General features: G+C 46.4%; 15 protein-coding genes. 10 read left to right on the top strand and 5 right to left on the bottom strand.

Going from position 1 to position 17240, the window contains the following annotated elements; genetic code table 11:
• Positions 1 to 766: 766 nt before the first annotated feature.
• From DFP76_RS10010 to DFP76_RS09995, 4 genes are read right to left on the bottom strand one after another with little or no spacing between them, the layout of a single operon-like run.
• Positions 767 to 973, bottom strand: coding sequence for a DUF4250 domain-containing protein (locus DFP76_RS10010; protein ID WP_113874496.1), 207 nt, complete (start codon positions 971 to 973; stop codon positions 767 to 769).
• Positions 970 to 1509, bottom strand: coding sequence for a GNAT family N-acetyltransferase (locus DFP76_RS10005; RefSeq protein WP_113874495.1), 540 nt, complete (start codon positions 1507 to 1509; stop codon positions 970 to 972). The genes DFP76_RS10010 and DFP76_RS10005 overlap by 4 nt, the downstream gene beginning before the upstream one ends.
• A 28-nt stretch (positions 1510 to 1537) precedes the next feature.
• Positions 1538 to 2587, bottom strand: a complete 1050-nt coding sequence (locus tag DFP76_RS10000; protein WP_181799823.1) for a DUF2333 family protein — start codon at positions 2585 to 2587, stop codon at positions 1538 to 1540.
• Between the two features lie 13 nt (positions 2588 to 2600).
• Positions 2601 to 3470 (bottom strand): hypothetical protein, encoded by an 870-nt coding sequence (locus tag DFP76_RS09995; protein ID WP_113874494.1) that lies wholly within the window; start codon positions 3468 to 3470, stop codon positions 2601 to 2603.
• Positions 3471 to 3537: 67 nt separating this feature from the next.
• Here DFP76_RS09995 and dsbD point away from each other — a divergent pair, with 67 nt between their 5' ends.
• From dsbD to purD, 9 genes are all read left to right on the top strand, one after another.
• Positions 3538 to 5433 (top strand): protein-disulfide reductase DsbD, encoded by a 1896-nt coding sequence (gene dsbD, locus DFP76_RS09990; RefSeq protein ID WP_113874493.1) that lies wholly within the window; start codon positions 3538 to 3540, stop codon positions 5431 to 5433.
• A gap of 260 nt (positions 5434 to 5693) precedes the next feature.
• A complete protein-coding gene (gene accB / locus DFP76_RS09985) occupies positions 5694 to 6137 on the top strand; it encodes an acetyl-CoA carboxylase biotin carboxyl carrier protein (RefSeq protein WP_113874492.1) in 444 nt (147 codons plus the stop codon).
• A 21-nt stretch (positions 6138 to 6158) separates the two neighbouring features.
• On the top strand, positions 6159 to 7499 hold the full coding sequence (gene accC, locus DFP76_RS09980; RefSeq protein WP_113874491.1) for an acetyl-CoA carboxylase biotin carboxylase subunit: 1341 nt from the start codon (positions 6159 to 6161) through the stop codon (positions 7497 to 7499).
• A 117-nt stretch (positions 7500 to 7616) separates the two neighbouring features.
• Positions 7617 to 8507: a 50S ribosomal protein L11 methyltransferase gene (gene prmA / locus DFP76_RS09975; RefSeq protein ID WP_113874490.1), complete on the top strand. Its 891-nt coding sequence runs from the start codon at positions 7617 to 7619 to the stop codon at positions 8505 to 8507.
• Between the two features lie 44 nt (positions 8508 to 8551).
• Positions 8552 to 9961, top strand: a complete 1410-nt coding sequence (locus tag DFP76_RS09970; protein ID WP_113874489.1) for a zinc-ribbon and DUF3426 domain-containing protein — start codon at positions 8552 to 8554, stop codon at positions 9959 to 9961.
• A 166-nt stretch (positions 9962 to 10127) separates the two neighbouring features.
• Positions 10128 to 11096 (top strand): tRNA dihydrouridine synthase DusB, encoded by a 969-nt coding sequence (dusB, locus tag DFP76_RS09965; RefSeq protein ID WP_113874488.1) that lies wholly within the window; start codon positions 10128 to 10130, stop codon positions 11094 to 11096.
• A 104-nt stretch (positions 11097 to 11200) separates the two neighbouring features.
• Positions 11201 to 11479 carry a DNA-binding transcriptional regulator Fis gene (gene fis / locus DFP76_RS09960; protein ID WP_013795600.1) on the top strand — a complete coding sequence of 93 codons (279 nt, stop codon included), beginning with the start codon at positions 11201 to 11203 and terminating at the stop codon, positions 11477 to 11479.
• Positions 11480 to 11561: 82 nt separating this feature from the next.
• Complete coding sequence (gene purH / locus DFP76_RS09955; RefSeq protein ID WP_113874509.1) at positions 11562 to 13139, top strand: bifunctional phosphoribosylaminoimidazolecarboxamide formyltransferase/IMP cyclohydrolase; 1578 nt, start codon at positions 11562 to 11564, stop codon at positions 13137 to 13139.
• A 63-nt stretch (positions 13140 to 13202) separates the two neighbouring features.
• Entirely contained in the window at positions 13203 to 14489 is a 1287-nt protein-coding gene (gene purD / locus DFP76_RS09950; RefSeq protein WP_113874487.1) for a phosphoribosylamine--glycine ligase, read from the top strand.
• An 87-nt stretch (positions 14490 to 14576) separates the two neighbouring features.
• Here purD and DFP76_RS09945 read toward each other — a convergent pair whose 3' ends face one another.
• Positions 14577 to 14828 (bottom strand): hypothetical protein, encoded by a 252-nt coding sequence (locus DFP76_RS09945; protein WP_113874486.1) that lies wholly within the window; start codon positions 14826 to 14828, stop codon positions 14577 to 14579.
• Positions 14829 to 14884: 56 nt separating this feature from the next.
• Between DFP76_RS09945 and DFP76_RS09940 the strand changes: the two genes are divergently transcribed.
• Positions 14885 to 17203 carry a 7TMR-DISM family protein gene (locus tag DFP76_RS09940; protein ID WP_113874485.1) on the top strand — a complete coding sequence of 773 codons (2319 nt, stop codon included), beginning with the start codon at positions 14885 to 14887 and terminating at the stop codon, positions 17201 to 17203.
• Positions 17204 to 17240 lie beyond the last annotated feature (37 nt).

Below are 17240 nucleotides of genomic sequence, written 5' to 3'. Positions count from 1 at the left end.
TAGGTCATAACGATGTATCGACAACTCAAATTTATACTCATGTTATAGGCCAACATTTCGCGGGGACAGACAGCCCTTTGGATAAAATCTTATAAAAATTTGCTTTCACTGTCTGATGGCGCTGCGCTTATCGGGCCTACAGATTGTTGTTGGCGGCGAGTTCATTTGAGGCTGCTGGACTAACCCCATCCTAGCCTTCCCCTTGAAAAGGGGAAGGAACATGAGAGTTCGTCAGGTTTGAAACGCTTTTAACGTAAAAAGAGGTAATGAGCAACTCAACCCTTATCAGTTCGACGCGATCCTGATTGTGCGACCTTATGGTCTTCCCAAGTCAGTAACCGAAGACCTTTCTCCAAGCATCAAAACAGCTCAACACCTTACAATATTGAACCCTGTGCAAACATTGGCAACATCCGAATGCAATGAGCCCTTATGATTCTGAAAAAGATTTTTTGCGTTCCTTTAAATAAAAAGTTTTGCATCGTTTGGCAAAAGTTACCCGCTCAGCAGAGCGGAAAAATGCTCCCCTATCAAAGCTAATAAGAGGAATCCAGAATAGCCTAAGGAACAGTAAATTTGAGGTTGCTGGACTAACCCCATCCTATCCTTCCCCTTGAAAACATAAGGGGAAGGAATAAGAGATTTGGTTTGGTTGTAGATGGTGATGAGTTCATTTGAGGTTGCTGGACTAACCCCACCCTAACCCTCCCCTTAATAAGGGGAGGGAATAAGAGATTTGGTTTGACTCCCCTTTACGAAAGGGAGGCTAGAGGGAATCCCTCTTAAACTGATTCTCTTTGGTTTCAAAGTGAAACCCACCACTCTTGAGTCGTTCAATAAGCCGTTGCTCATCAATCTCAAAACTGGCACATAATGACGACAAACTCGAAAAATCGTTGCGCAGTTTGAGGTTAATAATGCTGAACAGTATGTTGATGTCCATGCTGGCGATGTTTTGGTTATTTAGGTTCATGTGAATTCCTCCTCCCTCACGCTGCTGTCATCCAAAAGCTCAAATTCGCGCCCTAAAAGGTACACATCTTCAACCCGTTCTTCACTGCGAGCAATGTTGGGCAGTTTGCCCCATGTTTGGAAATCGTTGGCTTTGAAAAAGCACAGGCTGTTGTCGTTGCCTGCGTAGATGTAGGCGACAAGGTGCAGAAAGCCAATTTCTTGTCGATGTTGAATGACGTGTTCCAGCATGGCTTTACCAACCCCTTGACCTTGCCATGACGGCAAGACATATAGGCTAATTTCACAAGCTTGATCGAAGGAAGGTAAACCGTAGAACGCTTCTAATGAACACCAGCCGATAACTTGCTGGTCTTGTTCCGCCATAAATATGGGGTGTCGGTCTGTGGTGGTTTCAAGCCAGTCCATGACGTCCAACAGGTTAATGTCGTTATGACGATTGGCTAAGGTCGAGTGCGGGTCGCATTGGCGAAAAATGTCGAGCATGGCGGAAGCGTCTTCAAACTCAGCGTGACGAACAACACAGTTTAAAGTCACTTCTGCCCTTCCTTATGCTATTGGCGGGTTAGCCTTGTTCAAGCAAACGGCGCAAGTCGATGATGGCCGTATTTGCACGAGAAATATAAGACGCCATCACCAAAGAATGGTTCGCCAATACCCCAAAGCCACTGCCGTTTAGAATGATCGGCGACCAGATGCTGGTTTGCGTGGCTTCCAATTCACGAATGATTTGACGCAGGCTAACCAAGGCGTTTTTGTCTTGTAGGGTGAATACAAAGTCTACTTCAATGGCACGCAAAATGTGGATCAACGCCCAGCTCGCGCCACGCGCTTCATAAAACACGTCGTCGACTTTTGACCAAGGAGTTTTCACGTATTGATAAGTACCTGAATCATTGCTTTGACGCGCACTGCTGTCACCCGCTAGATCGGTGTTTTCGCGCACATTGGCAACACTGGCAGACAGACGTTGTGACAAGCTGCCCAATCGCGTGCTCACGTCAGATAACCAATCCGATAAGTTGTCGGCACGAGCATAGAAGTTTGCTTTGTCGTTGCCTTGCCCCGCCAAACGATCCAGATATTCGAGTAGTTCTTTGTTACCACGGCGGTATTCGCTTTCACTGGATGGTAAAGCCCAGCTTCGAGTATCAAAGTTAAATTGTGGCTCGGCAATCTTCAAATTCACGTCTTCGGTAGACTGTGACTGAGAACGGCTGAATTCTTTACGAAATGCCCGCGCTAAATCACGGGATTGAACCAATACGCCAAATTCCCAAGCTGGCATGTTGTCCATGAACAAACCTGGCGGCATTAAGTCGTTACTAATAAAGCCACCCGGCTTGTCTAGTAGGGTCGACACTAGAGTGTGCAATGTGCTGGCGGTGGTGTAGCCAACCACTAGCTTTTTACTGTTGTTTAGATAACCACGTTCAGCGGCTTGTTCTTTGGCGCTGGCCACTACATCAAATTGATCTGGCTCACTGCTCCAGTACATGCCTAAGAAGCTCAACAATACGGCCAAAACCAATACGACAATTGCAGCGACTTTTCCGACGCCTGAAAAGTTCAAACGCTCTTTTAAAGCTTGCCATTTATCCTTTAACCAAGACATCTTTTGTACCACCTTAATCTTGTTGTAACACTACGTTATAACGGGCCCTATGGAAGATCATGGCTCGCACACGAAAATCGGTCACGCGACTGTTGATTATCTGGTAAATCAATCGAGCCTGTTTATCATTTGGCCAATTAATTTCTAAGCGACTCTGTGTGGCCGCAACAGCGTTAATAATAGGCTGTATTTTGACAACTATTTCCTCTTCGCTCAATGTAAATAAATCTTTTGGCAATGTAAAAACACCGTCTTGCTGAGCCGCACTAGGCTCTGTCTGGCTTTCAGAGGATGACCCATTCCCTGTGTTTTGTTGTGCTTTCGCTCGATTTTGCTTGGCTTGCTCTGCCTGTTGCTGGCGCTTTAGCTTGAGATCCTGAATGCGACTATTCATTTCAACAATCAGAGGGTCTTGGGCATTTACCGAGCGCGCACTGTCTAAATATTTTTCGGCTTGACGATATTGACGCGCTTGCGCTTTTTGCCATGCCCAATCTGTGTAGATTTCAACAATCTGGGCAATGCCTTGTGTGGCCTCGAAGTTTCCAGGATCTCGCCCCAAAGCCGCCTGAAAATACAGGTTGGCGTTGTCTTCAGCTGGCGTTAATAAGCGGTCCGCCAACATGGCTTGACGGCCTTTTTTGATCAAAGATTGTGTTAGCTGTTGGGCCGGTGTGAGAACATTTTGTGGAACGGATTCTGAGTCGTCTGCTGTTACCTCTGGGATGCTTGCCGACTCGGGCTCAGCCGATGTTGATGCGGCTTCTGCGGTTGAGGTTTCCGGCGCGAATACCGGCTCAGCCTGATCTTGAGAGACCGGATGGCTTTGGCAAGCGGCTAGGAAAACCACAGAAAACAGTAAAGAAATTAGCTTTTTACTCAATTTAGCCCCTTACATTTGGCAACTTTAAGGTGGATTGGTAGTCTACTCTCTTCATTCGAGGTGATAAATGACGACTTTATCACTATTTGGCCTTCTCTACTTGTTGAATTTATCTATGCGCCTGATTGTTGCTTTGTTTGCTGTACTGTTTCATTTTTCGGCCTATGCTTTTACCTTTGCGCCTACTACTTCTCTTGAACAACCGCAGTTTCTTCCCGTCGAGAAAGCCTTCCAATTAAGCGTTAGTGCCCCTGTAGAAGGTCAATTTAGCGCTCAATGGGACATAGCTGACGGCTATTATTTATACCAGCAACGCTTTAGTATTTCGGGGCCGCAAGCCAATCATTTGTATTTCGCGCCGTTTCCGACAGGTCAGGACCATGAAGATGAATACTATGGCAAGGTGATCATTTATCGCCAACAAGTTCGTTTACCCATTTATTATGACATTCAACTGCCTGCGGGCACGTCAATCCAAGCCACCTTAAATTACCAAGGTTGTGCGGATCAAGGTTTGTGTTATCCACCACAAACGGTTCCTATCCAGTTCACGGTACCCGAGCGTTTGTCGACTGCAGAGGCCGATACAAGACCTTCTGCTATCGCCAATGACGCCAACAAGGTAAATGCGGCGTCGACACTTGAACCTTCGGTTGCCCAAGCTATTCTGACGGATCTGCAAAACAATGGATTACTGCAGAGTGTATTACTGATGTTTGGATTGGGATTATTACTCTCTCTCACCCCTTGCGTTTTACCCATGGTGCCCATTGTCAGTGCGATTGTTATTGGCACCCAAAGTGCCACTGCAAACCATCCGTCACGCTTTAAAGGCTTTTATTTAAGTTTGATTTACGTATTGGGTATGGCGTTCGCTTATGCCGCTATTGGCGGTCTAGTCGGGTTACTTGGCTTACAATTCAACTTACAAGCGCAACTGCAAAGCCCGATCTTTGTCGTTATTAGTGCGGTTATTTTTATCCTGTTGGCGTTGGCCATGTTTGGTGTGTTCCAGTTACAAATGCCCTCTTCTTGGCAGAATAAACTGACGGCGTTTGATTTACAGTCGTCTTCCTTATGGCGAGCGAGCCTTGGTGTCTTTATTGCTGGCATTCTCGCCACGTTAATTGTCTCCCCTTGTGTAACTGCGCCATTGGCCGGCACGCTACTTTATATTAGTAGTCAAGGAGATGCTCTCTACGGTGCTTTCATTTTATTTATTATGGCGCTGGGAATGGGCGTGCCCTTGTTATTGGTGGGCTTATTTGGCCCCAATATGCTGCCTAAGGGAGGCCATTGGCTGGAAGACATTAAAGTGCTACTTGGCTTTGGATTATTGGCGGTCGCCATTTGGTTGTTAAATCGTTGGTTGCCCGTGTCGAGCCATTTATTCTTATGGGGCATCTTAGCCTTGGCAATGAGTGGCTATTTTGTGCATCGCGCGATCACGGTCGCGTCTCATCCTGTACGCTGGTTCTTGGCGTTGCTACTGTGCTTATTGGGTAGCGTACAAATGGTTGGCGGCTTTAGTGGTGGCTATTCTCCCTTAAAGCCACTGCAAGGTTTGCTGTTGCCGTCCTCCACCACGAACCAGACAAGTCCTTTGTTCGACGAACAAATCAGCAGTTTAGACGAATTGGAACAGCTACTCGTCCATGACGATCCCAGACCGCTGGTACTGGATTTATACGCAGATTGGTGTGTGAGCTGTAAAACGGTTGAAGCCATGTTGGCATCTAATGAAGCGCAGGAGTTATTAAAAGAAGTTCGCCTCGTTCGCGTGGATGTCACTCAAAACTCCCCTGCTAATCAAGCACTGATGAAACAATTTAATTTGTATGGACCGCCATCTTTGGTGTTTTTAGACGCCACTGGACGTCCGCTTTCTGAATTGGCCTTGGTCGGAGAACCCAGCAAGGCGGAACTGATCAGTCGACTAAACCGTCTTCAGGCGCTTTTCTAAAATTTTACTTTAAAAGATTTTGTCGAAGAGAGCAGGGTTAACAATAGATTAAAAAACAATCAAAGTTGAGTTTTTTATGATATTTCCCCGAAGAACTGGACAATATCCCGCTTTTTAACGATAATCTCTTCAATTACAAGCTTTAACATTTCTATTTTTAGACAACGTTTTTTTGTTTAAAGCCGTTTTTAATGTAATTGCATTTATAACCATCAGCGAGAATTACGCTGATAAACTAATACAGACAGAAGAGAGTACCCATGGATATTCGTAAAATTAAAAAACTAATTGAACTATTAGAAGAGTCAAACGTCTACGAAATCGAGATCAAGGAAGGCGAGGAAGCCGTTCGTATTAGTCGTGGTGGTGCACAAGTTGTTACCTCTGTTGCTGCTCCTGCACCGGTTGCTGCTCCAGCGCCAGCTGCTCCTGCGGCGGCGCCAGTTGCTGAAGCACCAGCTGCTATCACAGGTCACACTGTTAAATCTCCAATGGTCGGCACTTACTACAAATCTTCTGCACCTGGTGCGAAGCCATTCATTGAAGTTGGCCAGAAAGTAAACGTTGGCGATACCATTTGTATCGTTGAAGCAATGAAAATGATGAACCAAATCGAAGCGGATAAAGCAGGTACTATCGGCGCGATCCTAGTTGAAGACGGCGAGCCAGTTGAATTCGACCAACCGCTAGTTACCATCGTATAACCCAACATTAAAGGTTTTATCATGCTTGATAAGGTATTGATTGCTAACCGAGGCGAAATCGCGCTACGTATTCTACGTGCGTGTAAAGAACTTGGTATCAAAACCGTTGCGGTTCACTCAAAGATTGACCGTGACTTATTACACGTTCGCCTAGCAGATGAATCCATCTGTATTGGTCCGAACCCATCTGCTCAAAGTTACCTGAACATTCCCGCTATTATCAGTGCCGCTGAATTGACAGATACTTCTGCGATTCACCCAGGTTACGGCTTCCTAGCGGAAAATGCGGACTTTGCTGAGCAGGTTGAAAACTCAGGCTTTGCCTTCATCGGTCCAAAAGCTGAAACCATCCGCCTGATGGGGGACAAAGTTTCTGCGATTAAAGCCATGAAAGAAGCTGGCGTGCCAACCGTACCAGGTTCAAATGGTCCTGTACCTTCTGATCCTGATGAGTGTTTGCGCATTGCCAATGAAATTGGTTTCCCAGTGATTGTAAAAGCGGCTGCCGGTGGTGGTGGTCGTGGTATGCGTGTCGTTCATAACGAAGCTAGCCTGCTAAAATCAATCAGCGTTACTCAGTCTGAAGCGGGCTCTTACTTCGGCGACAGCACGGTTTACATGGAAAAATTCCTAACCAACCCACGTCACGTTGAAGTACAAGTTTTGGCTGACGGCCAAGGCAATGCCGTTCACCTATACGATCGTGACTGTTCTTTGCAACGTCGTCACCAAAAAGTATTGGAAGAAGCGCCAGCGCCTATGTTGGATGAAACGTCTCGCCAAGCTTGTTTGAAAGCTTGTGTAGACGCTTGTATCAAGATCAACTACCGCGGTGCAGGTACGTTCGAGTTCCTATACGAAGACGGCAACTTCTACTTCATTGAAATGAACACTCGTGTTCAGGTAGAACACCCAGTAACCGAAATGGTCACCGGCGTTGACATTGTGAAAGAGCAATTGCGCATCGCCAGCGGCTTGCCATTGTCTTTGAAACAAGAAGACATCAAGCTGAACGGTCACGCGGTTGAGTCTCGTATCAATGCGGAAGATTCAAAAACCTTCATGCCAAGCCCAGGTAAAGTGGAATACTTCCATGCACCAGGCGGCATGGGTGTTCGCGTTGATTCTCATCTATACAGTGGTTACTCGGTTCCACCAACGTATGATTCCATGATCGCTAAGATCATTTGTCATGCAGCGGATCGTACTGCCGCTCTAAAACGCCTTTCTGGCGCATTAGATGAGACCTTCATCGACGGCATCAAAACCAACATTGAGCTACAGAAAGACCTAGCCAATGACGCTAACTTCATCGAAGGTGGCGTAAATATCCATTATTTGGAGAAAAAGCTCGGTCTTTAATGATCCGCGCCCAGAGTCTGGTGAATAAAATATTCGCCAGACTCTGTCATTTTCCTCTCGCCTCATGCATCAAGCTTCGTTATTCTATTCCTGTTTATTCATTGTTGGACATCTTTTATGCCTTGGTTGCAAATACGTATTCACACGACTCCAGACCACGTTCCTGCTTTCGAAGATACTCTATTAGAGTGTGGCGCCATGGTGGTTACTTTTGAAGACATCCATGACGACCCGATTTATGAGCCAGAACTCAACACGACCCCAATGTGGAAGAACACCAAGGTAACCGGCTTATTTGAAGCGGAAGCCAAAATCGACGAGATTCGCCCAGTACTAGAGCATAAAGCTGAATCCATTGGTGAAGCCGACATTGACCTGAAAATCGAAATTCTTGAAGACAAAGATTGGGAAAGAGAGTGGATGGACAATTACCATCCGATTCAATTTGGTGAACGCTTATGGGTTTGCCCAAGCTGGCGCGATGTACCAGATCCAAATGCGGTCAACTTGATGCTAGACCCAGGTTTGGCATTTGGTACCGGCACTCACCCAACGACAGCACTGTGTCTAAAATGGTTAGACAGTATTGATTGCCAAGACAAAACCATCATAGATTATGGTTGTGGTTCAGGCATTCTAGGCATTGCCGGTTTATTACTTGGTGCAAGCAATATGGTGGGCATCGACATCGACCCACAAGCCGTACAAGCCACCCAAGAAAACGCTTCGCGCAATGACATTGATCCTAGCCGCTTGGAAGTCAAACTGCCACCTTATGAATCCGATTTGCAGGCTGACATAGTGGTCGCTAATATTTTGGCTGGCCCGCTTGCTGAGCTGGCGCCAACCATTGCAGCACTGGTTAAAACCGGAGGCCAGCTGGCTTTGTCTGGCATCCTAGCAAACCAAGCGCAAGAAGTGATTTACGCCTATCAAGATTGGTTTACCATTGAGAACGTCACAGAATGCGATGAATGGGTTCGCATTGTCGGCACAAAGCACGCGTAAAACACCATCCGTCATTTGTTTTAGATTAAGGAAGAAACACGCCCATGGCCAATAGCTTAACCACTCGCTGCCCTAAATGTTCAACGGCATTTCGTGTCAGTGACGAAGTATTGAGTATGGCCAAGGGCAAGGTACGTTGTGGCCAATGTTTCCATATATTTGATGCCGCTAAGGCGGTGGCTAATAGCCCTAAACACACAGCAGCCCCCTCTTCTGATGCTCAACCTAAAACACCGGCCAAAGCGCCAACGCCTAAGTCCACACCTCAAGAGACGCCATTTGACACGAGCATTGCTCCGTCATCCGATTCATTAAGAGAAGACTTGCACGCAGACAACCGTTTAGCCCCCGCTGACGACATCGTTAATCCAGATTGGTTGCACACCTTGTTCACCGACGAGGATTTACAGCCTGCCAGCCAGCAGGACATGGATCACAACCATGACAACCCTAAGATGGAAGAGGAAGACGCATACAACTTCCAGCCGAGTCGCCAAGCTCCTCAGACGCCGGCCACCCAATCAAGCGATGAATTAGCCCCTTGGGAAGTGGAACTGGCGGAAGTCGAAGCGGCACTGCAAGCAAAATCACAGCGCACTGACAGCCAACCACAAATACGCACCAATCCTTCTCGACCTAACACTGAGGAGCGATTTGCGACCAAAGCGAATACCCAAACAGCGACGAGCAACAAACCGGCACAACAAGGCACAGACCGTCTCTCCGCTAATGCCACTATCAAGGCGACAGCGGCTCAAAGCACGGCTTCCAAAGCCAAAGACAAGATTGCGCCAAGCCCTGAGCCCGATTACATGACGGCCTTGCATACCTTAGCGCAAACCGCTGCGGAGCAAACTCGTCCTTCAGAAGCAGGTCATCAGCACAGCTTTTTAGAGCAATTGTCAGCACAGCAAAGTCTTGCCCCTTTGCTAGATGAATCCTCTCCCAGCAAACCCGTCAAACGCTCACACCCTTGGCTGTGGTTTATGGCTATGTTAGTTGGCGTAGGGATTTTAGTTGGACAAGTCGCAAACCATTATTTTGATGAGGGCAGCCGCTCTTCTCATTTTCGCGGCCTGTACCGTATGTTGTGCTCTTATACTGGTTGCACACTTCCAAGGTTTGATGATGTCAGTGCAATTTCCATTCAACATGTGCGCATCCAGAGCCACCCTGACATTCCGAATGCCTTAATGGTCAATGCCATCATTACCAATAACAGCGCATTTTCTCAGCCTATGCCCAAAATCGCTCTAGAGTTCTATGATTTGAATGGTAAACCGGTTGCCGCACGCTTGTTTTCGCCCAGTGCCTATCTGCATAAGGATTTCCTCGACATTACCTTCATGCCACCAAACACACCGATTCACTTAGTGATTCCAATACAAGACCCTGGCGCTCGAGCCGTTACTCATGAGTTAAAAGCCTTCCCGGCGGAGACGCGTTCTTACTAAAACAGGGCATTTCTGAAGAAGTTTGCCAACAGGATCAAAAAAAGCACAAAAAATAGCCAATTTTTCGCCTGTCAAGACTTCAAAAATACAAAATGCCTAGGTATTATTCACGCCCGCTCGACACAGTCGAAGATCTTTAACATTCAATCCAGTATTCAGGAACATCATGGCATTTGCTATTGGCCCATATTGCGTTGAAAAGCCCGTTATTCTGGCCCCTATGGCTGGTGTAACCGATTTGCCTTTTCGTCGCCTTTGTCATGACCAAGGTGCGGGCCTAGTCGTTTCCGAGATGGTCACCTCGGATGTCAGGTTGTGGAACTCCACCAAAAGTCGTCATCGTTTGGTTCACGACCATGAAGTGTCCCCTAGATCCGTTCAAATTGCCGGCGGTGACCCTCAAATGATGGCCGAAGCCGCTCGTCAAAATGTGGCCTTAGGGGCTCAGATCATCGACATCAACATGGGTTGTCCTGCCAAAAAGGTTTGTAATAAAGCCGCAGGTTCAGCTCTATTGAAAGATGAAAGTCTGGTTCGCGATATACTGGAAACGGTTGTAAATAGTGTGTCGGTGCCTGTCACCCTTAAAATTCGCACGGGCTGGAGTCAAGAGCAGAAAAACGCCATGACCATTGCCAAGATGGCAGAAGACATTGGCATTCAAGCGCTCGCCATTCATGGCCGCACCCGAGAATGCAAATTTCAAGGCAACGCCGAGTACGACACCATTGCAGAAGTAAAGCAGGCTATTCAAATCCCTGTGTTCGCCAACGGTGACATAAAGGACGCGAAAACCGCTAAATTTGTGAAGGACTATACTCAAGCGGATGGCATTATGATTGGCCGTGCCGCCCAAGGGAAACCTTGGATTTTCAATGAGATTAATCACTATTTACAGACCAATGAATTGTTAGATCCACCCTCTCTTGCAGAGGTGAAAGCATTGGTTATCAAGCACGTACATAATTTGCATCAGTTTTATGGTGACTATCTTGGTGTACGTATTGCTCGCAAGCATGTTGGTTGGTATCTGCAAACGTTAGCAGATAACACTCAGTTTCGCAGCGTGTTCAATCGTATTGATAATACGCAAGAACAGCTCGATCAGTTAGAAGAATTCTTTGCTCGTCAGTAGACGAACAATTTTGGTACCGAATGCATTGATGTTTAAACGGTGTGTCGTTTAATCACCAGTGCCATTGTTAAATGGTTAGCTTTAAAAAAATAGAAGGTCATTCTGTGGTAGAACAAACTCAAACACATACGTTTCAAGCCGCTTCTTCTGAGCAGTCACAAACCCTTCGTGACAATGTTGAGAAAGCACTACAAAATTATTTCGCTCATTTAGATGGGCAGCCGGTTACTGATTTATACCAATTAGTATTAGCAGAGGTTGAGGCGCCTCTTCTTGAATCGGTAATGAATTACACGAAAGACAATCAAACTAAAGCATCCACACTCCTTGGCTTAAACCGAGGCACGCTTCGCAAGAAGCTAAAACAATACGGCATGCTATAAGCATTACTAAAAAGGGCGGGTTCGCCCTTTTTTTGTTTCTTCCCCTTGTTTATTTAATGTTAACTACATTGCGAGAACCATGATGGCAAATCAAAAAACAGTGACTCCAATCAAACGAGCGTTAATCAGTGTTTCCGACAAAACAGGCATTGTCGAATTCGCCCGCGAACTGACCGCTCAAGGCGTTGAAATCCTTTCTACAGGTGGTACTTACCGTCTATTACTAGACAACCAAGTCGCAGCCATTGAAGTGTCCGATTACACTGGCTTCCCTGAAATGATGGATGGCCGCGTTAAAACACTGCACCCGAAAGTACACGGCGGTATTCTTGGTCGTCGCGACATCGATGGAGACATCATGAAACAACACGGCATCAATGAAATCGACATGGTTGTGGTCAATTTATACCCATTCGAAGCGACCATTGAACGTCCAGACTGCGATCTACCTATGGCCATTGAAAACATTGATATCGGTGGTCCGACCATGGTTCGCTCGGCAGCAAAAAACCATAAAGATGTGGCGATTGTTGTCTCTCCTGATAGCTACTCTGCTATTTTGGAATCTCTAAACACTGAGGGTGGCCTTAGCTATGAACAACGTTTTGACCTTGCGGTAAAAGCGTTCGAACACACCTCACATTACGACGGTGCCATTGCCAATTTCCTAGGCAAAAAAGTAGACGGCGGCAGTGAAGACTTCGCCCGTACCTTCAACTTGCAATTCAACAAGCAAGAAGAAATGCGTTACGGCGAAAACCCACACCAAAAAGCGGCATTCTACGTGGAAGCCAACCCACAAGAAGCGTCTATTAGCACAGCAAAACAGCTGCAAGGTAAGGCTCTGTCTTACAACAACATTGCTGATACCGATGCGGCACTAGAATGTGTTAAAAGCTTCCAAGAACCAGCTTGCGTTATTGTTAAGCACGCCAACCCTTGCGGTGTAGCGACAGCAGCTAGCCAACTTGAAGCTTACGATTTGGCGTTCCAAACCGACCCAACATCGGCTTTTGGTGGCATCATTGCTTTCAACCAAGAATTGGATGCAGAAACGGCACAGGCCATTATTGATCGCCAATTCGTTGAAGTCATCATTGCGCCTAGCGTTAGCCAAGCGGCGGCAGACATTGTGTCAGCCAAACAAAACGTACGTTTGCTAGAATGCGGCCAATGGTCACAAGAGCGAATCCCGGCGATGGATTACAAACGCGTCAACGGTGGCTTATTAGTACAAGATCGTGACGACGGCGCTATTACATTGGACGACTTAAAAGTAGTCTCTAAACGCCAGCCTTCTGCGGAAGAGTTAAACGACCTATTGTTCGCTTGGAAAGTCGCTAAATTCGTTAAATCCAATGCCATTGTTTACGCGAAAGCCGGTCAGACGATCGGTGTGGGTGCTGGTCAAATGAGCCGTGTTTACAGTGCGAAAATCGCTGGTATTAAAGCGGCTGATGAGAACCTTCAAGTCGAAGGTTCCGTTATGGCATCAGATGCTTTCTTCCCATTCCGTGATGGTATTGATGCGGCCGCTCAAGCTGGGATCACAGCCGTTATTCAACCTGGCGGCTCTATGCGTGACGAAGAAGTTATTGCGGCGGCTGATGAAGCTGGTATGGCAATGGTCTTCACTGGCATGCGCCACTTCCGCCACTAAGAGGTTTCCATTGATTGGCGCTGTACCCCCTTCTACAGCGCCTTAATGATGAAGGATTAGACTATGAAAGTGCTTATTATTGGTAACGGTGGTCGTGAACATGCCTTGGCATGGAAAACAGCGGAATCCACCCAAGTTGAAAAAATCTTTGTTGCCCCTGGAAACGCAGGCACAGCAACAGAAAACAAGGTTGAGAATGTTGATATTGGGGTAACCGATATTGATGGTTTAGTCACTTTTGCAAAACAGCAAAACATTGACCTCACCATTGTCGGCCCGGAAGCGCCATTGGTGATTGGTGTGGTCGATGCGTTTGAGAAAGAAGGCTTGGCTATCTTTGGCCCAACTCAAGGTGCCGCTCAACTAGAAGGCTCTAAGGCTTTCACCAAAGACTTCCTCGCACGCCACAAAATACCAACCGCGGCGTACGGTAACTTTACCGAAATCGCCCCTGCCGTGGCTTACATCAAGGAGCAAGGTGCCCCTATCGTTGTCAAAGCAGACGGCTTGGCAGCAGGTAAAGGTGTGATCTTGGCAGAAACTGAAGCCGAAGCCATTGCTGCAGTGGAAGACATGCTACAAGGCAATGCGTTTGGTGATGCCGGTAACCGTGTCGTCATTGAAGAGTTTTTGGTTGGCGAAGAAGCCAGCTTCATCTGCATGGTCGATGGCGAAACCGTTTTGCCAATGGCCACCAGCCAAGATCACAAAGCTCGTGATAATGGCGATAAAGGACCAAACACTGGCGGCATGGGTGCTTACTCACCAGCTCCTGTCGTCACACCTGAAATTCACGATCGCATTATGAATGAAGTGATTATGCCGACGGTAAAAGGCATGAATGCAGAAGGCAATCGCTACCGTGGTTTCTTATACGCAGGTGTGATGGTCGCGCCCGACGGTACACCTAAAGTACTGGAATACAACTGCCGCTTTGGTGACCCTGAAACGCAACCTATTATGATGCGTCTGCGTTCTGATTTGGCTCAAATGTGCTTATCTGCTATTGCAGGTAAACTGGACACAGTTCAAGCAGACTGGGATCCTCGCGCGAGCTTAGGAGTGGTATTGGCCGCTGGCGGTTATCCTGCTGATTACGCTAAAGGCGATGTCATCTCAGGCTTAAACACGGCTCTTCCTGCTCATCAAAAAGTCTTCCAAGCGGGTACAGCCTTGAAAGATGGTGATGTGGTAACCAATGGCGGACGCGTATTATGCGCAGTGTCATTAGGCGACACAGTAGCAGAAGCGCAAGCTGGCGCTTATGATGTGGTAAACACCCTGTCATGGGACAAGGTCTATTTCCGTACTGACATTGGTCACAGAGCCATTGCTCGCGAGCAAAAGTAAGCCTGAACCGGTTAACAGGGCTCAACTAAGGTCAAAGACTATAAAAAAAGGCTTCTTATGAAGCCTTTTTTTGATTTTCAGAGCGGGCTATTTTTTCAATTGGTTCGCCTTACGATCCAACCAAGCTTTGAATATTCGACCGACTTCCAACACCAGCAAGCCAAACATTATGCCTGCGACCCAATCTAGGGCTAATAAAAACCCCAAAACCACGATCATGCCATAGCCATACAAATAATTGCTGCGCGTTTCAGGCTTATCTCTTCGGGTAAACCAAGTGACCAGTAAAAGCAATAAGCCAAACCAAACATAATGCTCCACTAAAATTGGATATAGCATTCAATCCCCTATCTAGTTAATAATGAGCCTTTACTGACATAGCATGGGCCAGCATTTTGCTTCATCGATTCATTTTACTCTTTTTACTCTGCGCCTCCAACATCGCGTGGGGGAAAGCCAGTATCGCGATCATAGACGATACGCACTCCACCTTTAATATTGGCCAAAGTGCGTTCTACTACATTGATGAAACCAAAAACCTCAGTTATCGAGACATTTCATCGGATGAATACAGTAAGCGTTTTCGCCCTCTTGCACGCGACTATCTGCAATTCGGCATAGTACAAGGTAATATTTGGATACGAACGGAAGCCGCGATTCAGACCACTTCCCAAACACCGATTATTCTTGATATCAGCGCACCACGATTGCAACATCTCGACTTATTTTTACCCAACTTATACGGCAATCAGGCTCAGATAGAGTTAGGCGGAGCCAGACCTTATACCAATTTACCGATTGAAGGCTTAAGTTATGCTTACCCGATTCCAAGCAATATTCCCCCTATTTTCACCATCTACATCAAGATGTCGTCACACTTACCCATTAATGCCAATATTGAGCTAAAAACCTTATCTGAGGCGACTAAGGATTCACAAAATGAAATCTTAATCACCGGATTACTGATCGGCGTATTACTGACACTATTCGTTTGCAATGTGTTTTTCTTTATTAAGACTTCCCATGCCATGTATTTGATCTACGGCTTCATGCTGGTCGGCATTGCTGTTTTACACTTAACACTGCACGATCACATTTCACAGCTGTTTCCAAATCACCCAGGTACGCCAGAACGAATCTACAACCTCGCCTCATTAAGTTGTTTAACTGCCGTGGTTTTCTTCTCTCGTCTGTATTTGGATACCAAACGCCACTTACCAAATATGGATAAAGCGTTAATCCTCATTGGCTCTGTTAATGCCCTGTTTGGGGTTATCTTTACCATGATGCCGGAGAAAATTAACATCATGGTGATGTCTACCATGGTGGTTTCAACACTGATTTTCCTTACCTTTCATGCCATTTATGCGTTTGTGAAAAACGTGCCCTATTCAGGTTATTACCTTACCGCTAGGGTGCTACTTTTTACTGGGCACTTTACTTGGATTTTATCCGTATATGGCATCCTGCCAAGTCAAGTATTGTTGGAATGGGGACTGACCATCACCATCATTTTAGAAGCCTTAATCCATTTCACCGGTATGATCGCTCAGACCACGCCACTATTACAGAAGTACGCCCATCGCCGTGGCTATTCTCAAGCGGAAATGTTCGATCTGCTGTCCGATTTATCCAGTCGTTTACGCCGCCAGATCAATGTCATCGGTGGCGGCATAGCGCATTTAAAACCAGCCTTGAAGTCCGCTGAGGCGAAACTTTTTCTCGATTCCAGTCAGGTCGCTAATAACAACATCAAAGGCTTAATCGAACGAGTGGATGTGCTCACCGACATCAAGGACAACCTGACATCAGATCAAGCCATGCCACTGGCCTTGAACAAGCTCATAGACGAAGCCCATGAAAACTTTCTGCAGCTCGACCAAGATGACACCCACTTGACGATCAACACAGAAAACACCGAACAGGTGGAAGTGCTTCAGAATACGACGCTCATTAAACACTTGATTGAAGTGTTAGCACAGGAATTCAAACACTTCTCTGATCAAGCTCTCAATCTCAACTTTATCTGTCATGAGATCAACCGTGAAGGCGTTACCGTACTTGAGATACAATGCGGCCCCTTACCCACCAGACGACACAATCAGTATTCTCACTTTGATTTGGGCATGAGCTATATCCAGCTTGTAGTCGATCACTTGAACGGCAAATTGATTGACCTAAGCAACACGGTTACCGATGAAAACAGCCAAGCCCATCGCAGCATTAACATTCAAATTCCAATTCGTGTGCACTTGCGCCAAACACAACCTTTGGACCAATTCGCCGACCAGTTTGATATTGTTTTGTTCGGACAATCAGACGACGACATGCAGAAAGCACAAGCTCTGACGAACCATCACAGCCATAAGGTGGAACAATTTAGTGAGTTAGAAACCCTGATAGGCTATTTCCAACGCCCCGACTTACGTCAGTCTGGTTCAATCATCTTAGTATTTGATAATGGCGGCCACATTCCACACGTGACCTTGCAGCGCTTGTTACCTTTAATGCGCGATGAAGATCAGTGCTTACTCATCAGTAAGAATGTTAAAATGTCGTTAGACTACGCTCAAAAGCTGGGCTTTGATGATTTATTGTCCTGTGCTGACATTGATGACCACTTAGAAAGCCGATTAACCAAACTGATTCAAAAAGGGGTGCGATTAAAATCGTCGCCCTTGTCACGGATCAAAGCTTTGCGTAAAAGCCCTTGATGCTAATCCGCTTAGCTTAAATAATACGTAGGAGAAG

The sequence above is a fragment of the Marinomonas aquiplantarum genome (assembly GCF_003314975.1).
Taxonomy (GTDB): Bacteria; Pseudomonadota; Gammaproteobacteria; order Pseudomonadales; family Marinomonadaceae; genus Marinomonas; species Marinomonas aquiplantarum.
The sequence above is the reverse complement of the archived record's forward strand: the minus strand, read 5'-3'. Positions and strand labels throughout refer to the sequence as shown.